This window comes from Bacteroides congonensis (assembly GCF_900130125.1).
Taxonomy (GTDB): Bacteria; Bacteroidota; Bacteroidia; order Bacteroidales; family Bacteroidaceae; genus Bacteroides; species Bacteroides congonensis.
Genome location: NZ_FQXY01000009.1, coordinates 295,627 through 309,781, shown reverse-complemented (window position 1 = coordinate 309,781; position 14,155 = coordinate 295,627). Strand labels below are relative to the sequence as shown.

7 protein-coding genes are annotated in these 14,155 nt (G+C 43.5%); all 7 read right to left on the bottom strand.

What is annotated here, in order from left to right; translation table 11 throughout:
- Positions 1–72 precede the first annotated feature (72 nt).
- Positions 73–2,712 carry a glycoside hydrolase family 2 protein gene (locus tag BQ7997_RS07805; protein ID WP_073345230.1) on the bottom strand — a complete coding sequence of 880 codons (2,640 nt, stop codon included), beginning with the start codon at positions 2,710–2,712 and terminating at the stop codon, positions 73–75.
- Between the two features lie 7 nt (positions 2,713–2,719).
- Entirely contained in the window at positions 2,720–5,032 is a 2,313-nt protein-coding gene (locus BQ7997_RS07800; protein WP_073345227.1) for a DUF5703 domain-containing protein, read from the bottom strand.
- A 10-nt stretch (positions 5,033–5,042) separates the two neighbouring features.
- Positions 5,043–6,476: a sialate O-acetylesterase gene (locus BQ7997_RS07795; RefSeq protein WP_073345224.1), complete on the bottom strand. Its 1,434-nt coding sequence runs from the start codon at positions 6,474–6,476 to the stop codon at positions 5,043–5,045.
- A 94-nt stretch (positions 6,477–6,570) separates the two neighbouring features.
- Positions 6,571–9,885, bottom strand: a complete 3,315-nt coding sequence (locus BQ7997_RS07790) for a glycosyl hydrolase (RefSeq protein ID WP_073345222.1) — start codon at positions 9,883–9,885, stop codon at positions 6,571–6,573.
- 203 nt (positions 9,886–10,088) lie between these two features.
- Positions 10,089–10,982 carry a helix-turn-helix domain-containing protein gene (locus BQ7997_RS07785; RefSeq protein ID WP_073345219.1) on the bottom strand — a complete coding sequence of 298 codons (894 nt, stop codon included), beginning with the start codon at positions 10,980–10,982 and terminating at the stop codon, positions 10,089–10,091.
- Between the two features lie 46 nt (positions 10,983–11,028).
- Entirely contained in the window at positions 11,029–11,805 is a 777-nt protein-coding gene (locus tag BQ7997_RS07780) for an Lcl C-terminal domain-containing protein (RefSeq protein WP_073345217.1), read from the bottom strand.
- 27 nt (positions 11,806–11,832) lie between these two features.
- Positions 11,833–14,121, bottom strand: a complete 2,289-nt coding sequence (locus BQ7997_RS07775; RefSeq protein ID WP_073345214.1) for a DUF4906 domain-containing protein — start codon at positions 14,119–14,121, stop codon at positions 11,833–11,835.
- Between the last annotated feature and the right edge of the window lie 34 nt (positions 14,122–14,155).

Genomic DNA, 14,155 nt, shown 5'->3' with positions numbered 1-14,155 from the left:
TAAATGTAGTCAAAGATACAATATTTTTTGAAGATAGTGACCGGAATCACTATCTTCTTATCTTTTATCGTTCTATTTTTCTGTTCCAAATTCAGTCTGCTGACGTTCCACCTCGTCCAATACCCGTTGGCGCTCTTCTTCGGTCAGTTGTACTTTTCCTTCGGATTTACTGTTTATAAAACCTGTTTTAACTGTTGGTGAAGTGACAGCCTGTTCCACATAACAGAAAGGAAGTTCTGCCGGAATACTTTCAAATTCCAGTTCGGCGGCTGTCGGAGCTTGTGTACCCTCAAACTGAACGTGTGCTTTTACTTTTATCTTACCGGCTTTCCGTGTAGAACGGATCAGCACAGGAGCCGATCCGAATTCCACGGCACGGGAATTGGCATTGATTGTGGCATCTCCAATAATCTCCCCCTCACCTTCTACCGTAAATACGATATTTTCTTTTGCCAGACGGCGTACGTTTCCATTATCGTCGGTCACTTCGGCAATTACCACAATGAAATCGGAGCCGTCTGCCACCAGGTTGACTTTTTGTGTATCCACATGCATACGCAGTTTGGTAGAACGACGGGAAGGCATTTTCTTTTGTGTGCATACCACTTTCCCGTTGATAATACCTTCGGCAACCATATTGACCTTCTGCCAGTTCTTTTGGGTATAGCTGTATCCACGCGCTTCCCAAAAATCCCATACATCATCGAAAATAACAGGTGCGTTCGGCATATGCCCTTTCGCGTGAACCACAGGCTTCGTCCATGTTTTTGTTCCGTCATAAATAGAAAGACGCACAGAATCACAATTACTGAACACTACTACGTCTTTATCTGAGAATTGCGACATTTCGTGAGCAATAAATATCATCGGCCCGCATTCAGCTATAGGATGTTCGAGATTGGCAGGTGACTGGCTGCGAAACATTTCATAAGCGTATTTCTTCTGACGGAAAGCATCGTAGACACCACCCCAATAAGGGTCAGGGTGATAACCGCGCTGATGGTCAAACGGATGCCATTGGGCACCGCCGATAAACAGACCTGTGGTGCAGTACATTTCATCATAGCTTTTTGCCAGGGATAATGCCTGTACAAGCAGCGGTCGTTCTCCCCAACTACGGCTTGCACGGTTGTTGTTATTGTGTGCGTACCAATCGTCCACGTTTTCTCCAAATTCACGGGTAAAGATACACTGTTCCGGCCTGTCCGCCTTTTCATCATCGCCCGGCCAGCCGTAGACTACATCATAATGCTCTTTCACACCTGCCGAATGAACGTCGGCTGCCGCTACCGGGCGTCCCGGATAAGGATATTCTTCTCTGGTTATTTCCAATGCCTTCAAGGCAAAATCAAGCGGATAGCGGGTTTCATTCAATATCGGTTCCCACATCAGGACAGACGGATGATTTCGGTCACGACGAATCATTTCACGGGTGTTTTGATGAACCAGTTCCCCGAACTTCGGATCTTTATTCCAATATTGCCATCCGGGAGTAGCTACAATGACAAACATTCCGAGTTCGTCACAGGCATCCATAAAGGCAGGGTCTTGCGGATAATGAGCTACACGAATAATAGTGCATCCTGCATCCCGCAGACGCTTCGCGTCACGCCATTGCTGTGAGTTGGGCAAAGCATTGCCTACATACGCGAAATCCTGATGGCGGTTAGCTCCCACCAATTGTCCGAAAGGCTTTCCATTCAGCCAGAAGCCGTCTTTTCCACGAAACTCGGCAAGACGGATGCCTGCACGGGTAATTCCCCCGTCAATAGTTTGATTGCCTTTCTTTATCCGTGATTGTATCCTATATAAATAAGGTGTGTCCGGTGACCATAGTTTCGGATTCTTCACTTCCATTTGTTGCCCGATAGATTTCTTTTCTCCGGGTTTCAGGGAAAGTTTGCCGGAAGTACGTTTGATGACTTTTCCGTCTGCATCGGTCAGAGTGGTTTCTACGGTGACAGTTTCCTGATGTCGTGCATCATTCTGTAACTCAGTCTTTACACAGACTTGCGCGCTCTTATCGCTGATTTTATCGAAATGTACGAATACTCCACCACCGGCAACGGTTTGGGAATCAAGAGCGTCGGTAATAGCAACAGGTGATTTGGCAATCATCCATACATCACGGTAGATCCCGCCGTGATAGGCAAAGTCCAAGGTATACTGGCGTTTACCGGGGGGATAAGATTTGTCATCGCTGTTGTCTGTTAAGACAGCAAGCAGACAGGAGTCACCTGCCTGTACGCCATTGGCGGTTAAATCTAACGTGAATGGCAGATAGCCACCGATATGCTCTTGAACACGCTTCCCGTTCAAGTAGATAATCTGCTTGCCCATGGCGGCTTCAAAATGAATAGTCACTCGTTGTCCTTTGGTTTCGGAAGGAATCACGAAATGCTTGCGATACCATGCCGGGCCTTGATAATTACGGCATCCACTGGCTTCGGCAGGCATCAGTTCCACTGTATGCGGGGTAGATACTATTTCCCAGGAGCGGTCGTCAAAGTCCACGGCTTCCGCCCCACGGACATCTCCTTTAAAGAATCGCCATCCCGGATTGAAATTATACACTTGTCGCCCACTACCGGGAAGCTGGATAAATCCGGCGACCGATGTCTCGGGACGGTAAGTTTCTGTCGCTTGTCCTTTCTCTGTCAATGAGAACAGCAACAAAAAAGCTGATAAGATTAAAAACGGTCTTTTATTCATAATTCCTTTATTTCTTAATCATTATAATAATGTCTTTCTTTCTACTTTCCGGCAAAACTTTCAAATCCTTCACCTTTCCGTCTTTTAGAGTAACTTCTACTGTAGTCTTGTCCGGCGCATGCAGTTTAAAATGCACATTCCATTCTTTCGGCCATGCGGGGAAAAGAAGAATTTGTTCTCCATTGGTCTGCAAGAGCATCTCCTGAAGACCTATCATTCCGCTACCTCCCCAGTTATGGTCGGGAGTCCAATCGTATCCCGGCCCCCAAAAAGCAGGAAAGCGGTGCGTACCGTTGGCCAGTTTGGCGAGGGATAGTCTTTTCGCTTCTTCGGTTAATCCCAAACAGGCAGCCCAAATGTTATCTTGTTTCCATCCGGTATGCGAACGAAACTTGATTGCGTCAGGGTCATAGAAATATGTATTACGGGCTACTTCCAGTTTTTCCTTTCCTACTCCATAGATGCGCCATGGAAATACAGGATAAAGCTGCGGGGTTTCTATGTTGTTGATGCGTTCCCAACTTACAGCGGGAGAAATCGTCTGTCTTAGTTCCGGGGTAGATGCAGGATTCAGAGAGTCTTTTACCTCTATATATCGCAAAGGGATCGGGGGGATTGTTTTCAACATCTCCTCTTTCTTTCCATACGTTTCGAGCACAGTCCGCAAGGCTGCTATGGTACTACTGGCATTATTCGTCATCTTATAGGTTTCACAGGCAGAACCCGGAAAAAGAATCAGATGCCCGTCACCGTCCAGTGCTTTTCGTCCGCGACGGGATGCAAGCATACGATAGTGTTCGTCAAAGAATGTGAGTGAGCTTTCTATCAAAGGAAGATAAGGAGTGATGTCGGCATCCGCATAGTTCTTTGTTTCCAGTATCATCTGGCAAAATTCAAGCACCGTATCCCACTCATATTCGAGCCACGCATTATATTCCAATCCCTTGTCAAACCAATCAGGACGCTTGAAACCATATTCCGCAGGGTTAGGCAAACCGAAGTTCTCAATCTGCTCACTGAAGCAAGCTCCATCATGCTGCCAGTATATACGGCTACGAAGCTCTGCATTTTTCAGCATCCGGTTGTAGAAATCAAATTGGGCGGACATCATGTCATAATCCCCGCTTTTCAGCATCGGCCAATATACCAAACGTTGGTTCTGTGCGGTCATTGTGCCACCTCCCCATTTCCGGTAATCGGGAGTAAATGATTGTTTTTCGTCTACATGGCAAGGATCGAAAGTAAACAGTCCGCCGTTAAATTTCGTCGGTACGCTACCGTAAGCATTGCAGCCCAGCATATAGCGGAATAGTGTGTAGTTCCGGGTGATTTCCTGTGCTTCTCCTTCCGCTACGATAAAACTGCGTTGCCAAAAAGAGTGCCACCATGAACGGGTTTGTTTTTTATCTTGTACTATGGTCTTTGCGGAGTTTTTCCCTTTTGGGACAATTCGTTCTAAAGCAGTTTGCAGACCTTGTTCCCATTGTGTCGTGGTTTCTGTCTGTTCCGTATGTAGTACAATATAAAACTGTTCCTTGCGGGTAGCTTTGGAAGAACGAAAATTCCAGGCACGGTAGTCCGTTCCGGCATATATGCCATCCGTAGTATTTGTAAATTCCAGGTTCTCTCCGAAAAGAGTTCCGCCGAAAGTCAGATTCTTCAAGGGATTCATCATTTGTAATTTCACTTCGTCCATCCCTTGTTGGGCTACGGCAACATCAAAGACTGTCTGTTCGGGGTTGCGATGATAAAATACAAGTTGGTTGTTCCTGCCGGACGCATTGTTTTTCAGAGATACGAAGTCGGCACTTGTAACCGTTCCTTTCGGAGGAGCCCATTTGTAGGAACACTGTTGTCCCTCTCCTTTCCGGACAGGACGTTCCTGATAACGCCAGTTTTCATAAGAGACTTCTGTATGCAAAGGCTGTGAATTCGCTATTTCGACATGAATAACCGGATGGAAGACATCTACCCAAAACTGTATTTGCGCACCTTCGGCTTCAACTTCGACATAGCCGTCGTTCAATTTCAATTCCTGACGGAAGCTTTTGTTTTCTTTGAAAGGATTGGGTGACAGGCGAAGCCGGAAACGACCTTGTTTCAGTTGGCAGTTATTTTCATCGAACGTACCACTTCGGCTTACATAAAACAAGATGTCGCCATCTTCCACCCATATATTCATACCAATATCACCGCCACCGCAAGGCATGGATTCGGAAGAATTACGGCTGGGGGTATTCCAAACGACATTGGCATGTTGGCTCCAAAGTGCCGACACGCCAATAAGCAGTATGGTTGTAATCAGATAAAATCTCTTCATGTTTTTTATATTACCAATTATCCGAGCGGAAAGACCCTAAAGGTAAACCGTCACAATAAACATCTCCTTCCACATAGTTTTTGAATCCATACCGGACGGCTACCGGATGCGGAACTTTCTCACTTTTCACAAGCATCTTACTACGCTCAATCCAGGCTTTCGCAGGATAGAACACCCTGTCTTCACCTGCTACTTCGAAGTTTTCCGACTCGAAACAGTTCTTGCCGCTAATCCACATTCCGGCACGTTCAAAGCTTACGACTACCGTGTCATTCTTTATTTCAAGACTTTTATAATAAGGGCTTTCCCCATTTACTCCTTCCACTCCATAGGTCTTGGTCAGGGCAAGAAGTGCCAGACGTTCTCCGGCAACCTGTTTCTTTGCCGGATGAATTCCTTTCTCCATTCCTGCGTCCAACAATACCGCCATGCCACTGTTTGTCACCCGATGTTCAACTTTCGACTGCGCCTCCCGAAGATAGGCGGAATTTATTACTTCTTTTCCTTTTTCCGTGATGATTCCATAATCATATGGGGCTATCTGACAATAGTAAAAAGGAAAATCCCCTTGTTTCCATTCGGCACGCCAACCGTTAATCAAGGTCGTAAACATATCTGCATACGTATGTGCACGATTCCAGTTATCTTCGCCCTGATACCATATCACTCCTTTCATTGTCATACCGATAAGTGGATGTAACATACCATTGTAAAGCACTGTCGGAGTACGGTTCTTCGATTTAATGTCCGCTTCCGACTGAGGAATTTTTGCGTCGGGAAAAGCTTTCAGCCAGTCGGCTGTCATCCATGCTTCGCACGCTGAACCACCCCATGCTGCCACCACCAGACCTACCGGAACATCTAATATTTCATTAACCAGTCTGCCGAAATAATAAGCCGTCGCACTGAAATCACGAACACTGGCCGGAGCTGCTTCTTTCCATGAACCGACTACATCATTTTGCGGAGTAAACGTAGAAGTACGTTTGACCGTAAACAGGCGAATTTCAGGATTCTTACTGTGAAGAATATCCATGTTGGCATTCTCCACCGGCTGGTTCTTGAATCCTTTCATCGGCATTTCCATATTGCTCTGTCCAGAACATAACCATAACTCACCTATCAATATATTATTCAGTGTTTTTTTACTTCCATCATCAAAGGTGACATTATAGGGGCCTCCTGCTTCGGGGGTAGCAACCGTAAGTTTCCACGCACCATTCTTGTCGGCAGTTGCTACATACTGTTTCATATTCCAACTCGTCGTTACTGTTACTTTTCTATTGGGAGTAGCAGTTCCCCAAAGATTGGCATTTGTCTGTTGCTGCATCACCATTCCGTCGGAAAAGATTGCAGGCAATTTTACTTCCGCATGTGTTGACAGGCAGGCAGAAAGCAGAAAGCTTGCCAATATTGTACCTGTTTTAGTCATTGAACTTTTCATACTTTAACTGTATTATAATGAATCAGGCACGGATTACGCTGTTGTTTTTACGTAACACGATTCTTATGAGCCGTGTAATCCGTGCCTTAAAATCTTAATCTGTGATAGAAAAACCCAAAGAACCAAGCAATCCTGCCGGAAGCAACGTTCTCTCTGCCCTGCGATATTTAGCGTTCGTCCAGATCCCGTCAAACGGTGCTTTTCCTTCATCGGCTCCTTGCAATGCATTCGCCCACGTGTTCGTCACTTCTATTTCAAGCTCATTCATTCCTTTTTTCAAAGCTGCGGTTATATCAGCCCGATAAGGAGCCGTCCAAACAGTGCCACAATCTATTCCATTCACACGAACTGTTGCTATATCGCATATCTTCCCCAAGTTCAGCCAGACTTTTCGGTCTTTCTTCAGCTTATTCTTCCAACGGAACATGGTTTTATAAATCGCAGTTCCTGAATAATAGCGGATTTGTTCGTCATCCTCTTTACTCCAGTCAAACAGTGTTTTCTGGGTTATTTCTTTCCCATTGTTCAGGAAAGTGACTTTATACTCTTCCGGTTCAAAAGCTACTTCCTCAATATTTCCAGTGGAGTTCTTTTTCTCTTTCCATGATTTTTGCGTATCACTGTCATAACCATTACGAGCTTCTTCCGTGGAAAAGACAACGAATACCGACTCATTGGGAGCCAATGTCAAAGTTACTTCCGTGCGGTTATCTTTCTGTTCGTAAAGGGGATTCGTTTTAATCTCACCCGTCACGGGATTCCAACATTCCGGTCGGCTTCCGGTGATACGCATACTTGCGGTGAACGTACGTGTCTCTTCTTTCTGATTGGCAATAAAATAAATATCTCCCAATTCACCGCGACGATGTGTCCAGGCAATGTCTTCCGGCACAATCAAATCACGTTCCAGTCCATATGCAGAGAAGTCGTCCTCCATATAAGGAATGGCAGGAATCAGCACACCTGCTTTTTTCAGTTCATTGACCTTTTGTTTCACTTCCGGCGAAAGTTCCACCGGTTCAGGATTCATCGGACGGGCATTCGGCAGTACCAAAACCTTATAACTGGCTCCGCCCGGCAATATCATTCTGCCATTTTCTACTTTTGCCAAACGCAATAGTGCATCCTTGTTAAAACTGTCATAAGCATATCCCCGAAGCGGATTCACCCATTTTTCAGGATCAGCCATATTCGCGGAATGAGTAACGCCTACCGGACGCACACGCAAAGGCTGTCCCTCATTCGCCAAACGAACACGTTCGCTTTCCACACGTTCCGCACCGAAAATCCCCGGAAGGGACGGAACCAGTCGTTCAGGTAATACCGAACGTCTCGGCACTTCCTCACCTGTGAATACTGCGATATCTGTCACCGGATGACCGTACTGTAATAACGACTGGCAACGGGCGGCATATTCGGAAAAGGCTTTAGCCCCTTTATCCCACCAAGTTTGGTCACGCTGGAAGAAAAGCCCGATGCCATCCAGTGTCATGCCGGGCTTGCGGTCTAGCCAGGGATTATGTACATATACGTGGTAGAAGAGACGATTGATTCCTAATGCGTAATTACGATCCAACAATGCTTTCAACATTCCGGGGTATTCATTCCATGTGCCACGCACTTCGGTGAATCCTTCCGCCTGAATGATATTCTTTCCGTAGATATGGGCACCGCTGATGGCATCGAGCATATCATTCGGTTTATCATGGGTAGGACTGTTCAGCCAAAATTCTCCCATAGGAAGATCTACCTTTTGGTAATGCAGCAAGCCGTCACTCACCATTGTCGGTGCTACACACTCCGCTGAAAACTGACAATCATACTCTTTGGCGCAGTCTGCTAGTACCTGATAGAAAACATCGACTACCAGTTCGGCAATCGTTGTACGTACATCCCGCAGGATCTTTTCGCTCCGTTCGGCACTTTCCATGGGAATACCTGCCAATAGGGGTAAATAAGGTATCAGGTCATAGCCGTGGCGTTTCTTGAATTCAGTTGCGAAATTATGATTCCAGTTCTGACTTCCACATTCCCAACTGTCCACATGCATATATTTCAGTACACGCCGTGCCACTTCCGGATTCGTTTTTACAAATGCTTGCGCAAACCAGTTATCAAACTGTTTTCTTACTGTTGCCGGATCGAACTTATCACATTCCAGTCCCTTTCCGCCACCGGCTGTCGCATTGGTATGTCCGGTAGCAGTATGCCCCATGCGGAGTAATTTCCATTTACCTTCAGGGAGAATGGCAGTCAATGTTTTCTCTTTAGAATGACTGGCAGGGATATTATTGTATTGTTCCGTCAGATTAATAATCTGTGAAAGTGAATAACAATCCTTTTTCCCTATTTCTCTTTCCTTAGTGGATTCAGCTACACGCCATACCAGTCCGGCTTTTCCTTCCCACTGATTCAGACGGGCTTCCCGATGCAGGCGCAGTTGTTTTATTTTCAAATTGGGCTTCCATTTCGCGGCATCCATATCTTCACTTCCCGGTTCACTCCCTTCGGGTGTCCAATAGAAACGGAAATAACGGGCAGTAGTTGCGGGAATACTATGCGTGGAGTTTTCATCTGTATTCTGCCATCCCTGACGTGCAGGAACCAATTGTTTTACGAAACGGTAATTGACACCGTCATCACTTGCCATCACTTTCAAGCGATGTGCCTGATAATTATTGCCATTCAAGACTATTTCAATGTTCCGGCAGGTAAAAGGTTGTCCGTATTCGTATTGGATATAGCATGGATACGAAGAGCGGATAACTCCTGCCGCATCCATATTTACTGTTTGGGCGGGCTTTATATTATCCGTTATCGCCAAGTTTACGCATGTGATTTTGGCAGGCATTTCATCTACTTCATCTTCTACCGGTAAAGCAAACAATGCAATATCTTCATAATAATTCTCATAAGCTTCTGGTTGTGGCAGACGCAATGCATCAAGTTTTCCGCCATTAACAATCGTATCGCTCCAAACGACTTTCTGCATGGATTCTTTGGGAGTGATCCAAGGCCCTCCCGCCAATGCAAAACCGTCACAAATATGCATTCCCAGTTTCAGCCCTAACCGGTCGGCTTCTTCCATGCTGAAACGTACCATTTCCCACCATTCAGGGGTTAACTGTTGTGCTTTGCCATTATATTGGGAACCTTCATTTATACCTTTAATCGGCATCAGGTACGTACCTCCGAGTCCTGCATGTTTCATTGCTTCCAAATCGGCGGTAATCCCCTCTTTGGACACAGCGCCATACATCCAGTACCAAAATGTCCAAGGTTTCGCTTCATCGGACGGGTTCTGAAATTGGTCGCGAAGTGAGCGTGTTTGTTGCGCATCGGCAGAACAGAAAGCAGTCCATGCCAATAAAGAGATTGCAAATATTCGCTGTTTCAGTCGGCTTTTCATTTTAATATCTATATTTTACTATTAAAAAAGACGAAAAAGGAAATATTTTGTACTCACTATTTGTTGAAAATATTAGAGAGACGTAAACTTTAATTATAAAAAGTGCACCTCCTTTCCCACTGGAAAAAAGGTGCACACACAAACAAAACAAACAATAGACGACCTTCACAGGCAGTATTCGTATTTTATTTTTCTAAATGCCGCTATTCGATACAATCTAGGACATAAATTCTCTCCCTATATTCTGAGGGTGTCATGCCGGTATGTTCACGAAAGAATCTTGTCATAACGGAATTTGACTGGAAGTGTGTTCGCGAAGCCACTTCTTTTATCTCGAGATTAGTGTCCTTCAATAGTGCTTTTATTTCAAGAATGGAATATTCTATAATCCAGTCTTTTGCTGAACGACCGCTCATATCGGTTATTACCATTGTCAGATGTTTAGCGGACACGCACATCTTTTCCGCATAAAAAGCGACATCCCTACATACCGTATGAAACTCTATCACCAAACAAAAGAAATCGAATACAATTTTTTCCTTACGGGTATATTTTACTAATTCGGCCACTTCCGGTTTTCTTTTATAAGCCGCATAGATATCCCAATAGAAAACACGTAACAGTTGCATGATAGACTCCCGTCTGAATAAGTCCTGGGGTAAGTCAATACGGTAAGTCAATATCTGGCAAAAATGAATGAAACGTTGACATTCTTCATCGTATAGCGAAGTGCTGAAATTCTTCCGCATATAGAAAAAGAAGTCAAGGGTAGGCATACATATACCGCTTATCGTATCTATAAACAGGCTTTTGGATACTTTTAGGAATGTCATTGAAAAGTCATCACTAATTTCCGTGACAGATGCCAACTGGAAAGGAAAAATAATGACCAAATCATTGGGGACAATACGCCGTTTATTACCGAAAACATTAAAGAGCGCACTTCCTCCCGTACATATCCCGTTTATCCCCTCTTCAAGATACGTCGGATTTTCATCAAGAGGTAAATGGGCAATTGTAGTATATACGTTAAACTCTTCAGATTTCAATAATTTGTCAACTACTTTATCCGGACTATATGGCATATTCATTTTCATTGAATGTTATTAATGCTATTTTTACAACTCATACTTCGTTCATAATTCATTTCGATGGAATATCCCGAATACAGCGGAGAAAATATTTAGTACTTTTGGAACCGCTAGAGGATGCATATTTCACTTTTGTTACGTCAGGATAGAATTTCATATACCATGCATAAGTAGAAGAACCGGAATGTTCTGTTGCCAACCAATAAGCGGTACCGTTTGTAGACAATGCGAATTTATTAAAACCAGTTCGCACATTTGTTTCCTCCAATTCTCTATAAAAAATCATTATCAGGCTACCTTCCCGAAAGGTAGGAACCCGCCATGTTCCCGGTGCGTCTTTTCCATATTTTCCACGGTACATGGCACATCCTTTAGGAACGGCATAACTTGTAACATCGTATTTATTTTGGTTTGCTGTAGCAAGATATCCGTTTGCAGTAGCCCAGTCCATTGTTGTCGTAGTTGTACTTGCACCATCACTGTCAATCGCATCCGGAGATATAATAAATCCCTTGGAGACTTTCATATCATTGTTGCCACTATTTATAGCATTATTATGCCGACTTACACGATGAACATAAACTAAATTTCCATTGCTATCTTTGACAGGGTTCGTGTTTTGACCGTTTGAAGTCCATTCATAGAGTTGAATATTCGTATAAAACGTTGAATTTTCACTTCTATTCTCCACTCTACTTTCGGGTAAACCTGTCGAATATATAACTGCATATTGATTTCCTTCCTCATCCGTATATATACCCGTTATCTGAGAATATCCCTTTACATGCATGAAGAGAGACGCGGAAATTATAATAATCATTCGTTTCATTTTATTCTTGTTTTTGTTTATTTCGCTTTAAAATTGCATTTGCTTGATACTTATATCTCTTACGCACCTTGAGCCACCATCAGTTTTATAGTAAGAATTCAGTCCGTTATACCATCTTTTGACACTACCATTTCCATCTTCCGTAGTTGTATTTCCGCTGGTAATATTCAATGAACTACCTATATAAATACCAATCAGTTGATTGGATGCAGGCATATACCACTTTAATTCATCACCTTCTATTCGTCCGTTTCCATCTTCATCTCTGTTTTTATCATAACAGACTCTTGCGGAAAAGGTACTGGCCGGATATTGGTATTGATATAATAGTACATGACCGTTTGCATCTTTCTGCGGAACAGGTATATCACCTGTCCAAGAAAGGTTATGTATATTTTCAGCTAGATTAATCGTTGCTGTTTTTCCGCAATTTATATCATCTGTCCCATATGATTGTGTTGCTGTTTCAACATTGTTATAACCATATTGTATTTTTCCCATGGTGGTTATGCCCACCAGATATTTATTTGTGCTACGCACAGATAATCTGTCATGCACTAATCCCATCGTATAATTCCCATCCGTATCTTTTACTCCTCCGAAACGTCCGGCATATATTGCCGGTCGCTGATCCATTCTGAATATATGTGAAGCTTGCAATATTTCTCCATCTCCCTCGGTTGTGGTAGTAACTTTGATAAATAAGGAACGCTTTCCTTCCGCATCGCTTTCACCACCAGAATCGACCAGATTACCGTTTTCATCATATATGTACTCATCATTATAAAGATAAAATTTTATTTGTGTGGGAAGTATGGTACTTGCTTTGATATATGTATTCAGCGGCTCCTTGACATTATTATATGCATCGGTATAATTAGATGAAGAAGACAAACGAAGCCAACTGTTATCGGGAGCTTTCTGTGTACATTCTTTATTGGTATATATCTCCACTTCCACTGTTCTTCCCTGAGTTTGTACAACTATCGGTCGAACATCATAAGCTGCATCAAGGTCATAATCTTTACCTGATTTATTGTAGAGGTTCTTAAAAGTATCAAATGATGCCCCTCCACTAACAGCTACATTATAACTAGCATGAAACTCTACATATTGACTGGCAATGTACGCTCTAATCCGTTCATCGTTTTTTGCAGAATTTATGTCTGCGTTAATGGTAGTACGTAGATTATAAAAATGATTGGGTTCCACATCAAAATTGTTAGTATTGTTGTTCCCGACATACATTTGGTAAATTGCATATTCGTCTGTTACAGTAGAATATGCCCATGCTTCTATCTGTGTACCCAACACTGGTGCAGCCCCAGAAGGTACTTTATTGACTATTTTGTAGTAACGTTGGTTTTCACTCATAATACTACCTACAGTTCCCTGACAATTCTGTGCAACATACCATGTTGCCGAATAAAAGCCGTTTGCATCCGGTTCGCCCAATTTATCTACTTCAAACGTGGCATAAGTATCTTCATCACTATTCTTTTCAGGATTGGTGAGCCGAATCGTACTGTTTACATTCAATAATTTCAAACCCTGCAATTTGTAATTTTCCACTTCAAATTTATAGCGTAATGTAATGCGTGCCATCAGCTTTCTTATTTCGATACCTCCAACAAAACCGACAGGCTTGTTATATTCGACCAATCCCCGGTTACCTCCGTCAATATCTACGACAGTAACACCCGGCACTTCTCCGGCCAATGGTACTTCGTCGTCAGCGGTGATAAGTGACTGGGTATGACCTTCTATATTAGTCAAGTATTCAAAACTCCATTTTTTAAGTTCATCGAGATAACTTACCTTACTCATGTCGTAATTTAGCTTGGGACCCAGCACCAGCAGATATAAAGTTTGATTCTCCGCCACCACAAGAGGAACATCTATTGTTGCTAGATCATTAATAGCTGTCGTAGTATCACTCAGTTTATGAGGTTTTCCATTAATGGAGCCATCTTCCTTAAACTGGAATAGCCATAGGTTATGTAGTTTGGTTGTCCCATCGGAAGCACGGGTAGTTATGGTATGCGGTTCCTGCTTTCCTTCCAAAACCACAGTAAACGGAGAGTCAGAACAAGTTTCTTTCCTAAAAAATGACTTTGCAGCTGTATAACCACTCGCGAATGTCGGTTCTACAGCAGCAGGAAGACTGACATTCAGGCTGACCATGACCGTTTTACCTGAAGTATTTCCCGGATTAAACTCATCCAGTTTGTCATTTGTGCAACCCAAGTATAACAGTGACAGCAAGGTTGTGCAGACTGTCCGGAAATACTTTCTATATCTAATTCTTATTCTCATATCATATCTATTTATCACCAAGCTTCATGCCGGT

Coding starts and splice junctions, on each gene's coding strand:
- BQ7997_RS07805 (WP_073345230.1), bottom strand. CDS start 2,712: ATGAATAAAAGACCGTTTTTAATCTTATCAGCTTTTTTGTTGCTGTTC.
- BQ7997_RS07800 (WP_073345227.1), bottom strand. CDS start 5,032: ATGAAGAGATTTTATCTGATTACAACCATACTGCTTATTGGCGTGTCG.
- BQ7997_RS07795 (WP_073345224.1), bottom strand. CDS start 6,476: ATGAAAAGTTCAATGACTAAAACAGGTACAATATTGGCAAGCTTTCTG.
- BQ7997_RS07790 (WP_073345222.1), bottom strand. CDS start 9,885: ATGAAAAGCCGACTGAAACAGCGAATATTTGCAATCTCTTTATTGGCA.
- BQ7997_RS07785 (WP_073345219.1), bottom strand. CDS start 10,982: ATGAAAATGAATATGCCATATAGTCCGGATAAAGTAGTTGACAAATTA.
- BQ7997_RS07780 (WP_073345217.1), bottom strand. CDS start 11,805: ATGAAACGAATGATTATTATAATTTCCGCGTCTCTCTTCATGCATGTA.
- BQ7997_RS07775 (WP_073345214.1), bottom strand. CDS start 14,121: ATGAGAATAAGAATTAGATATAGAAAGTATTTCCGGACAGTCTGCACA.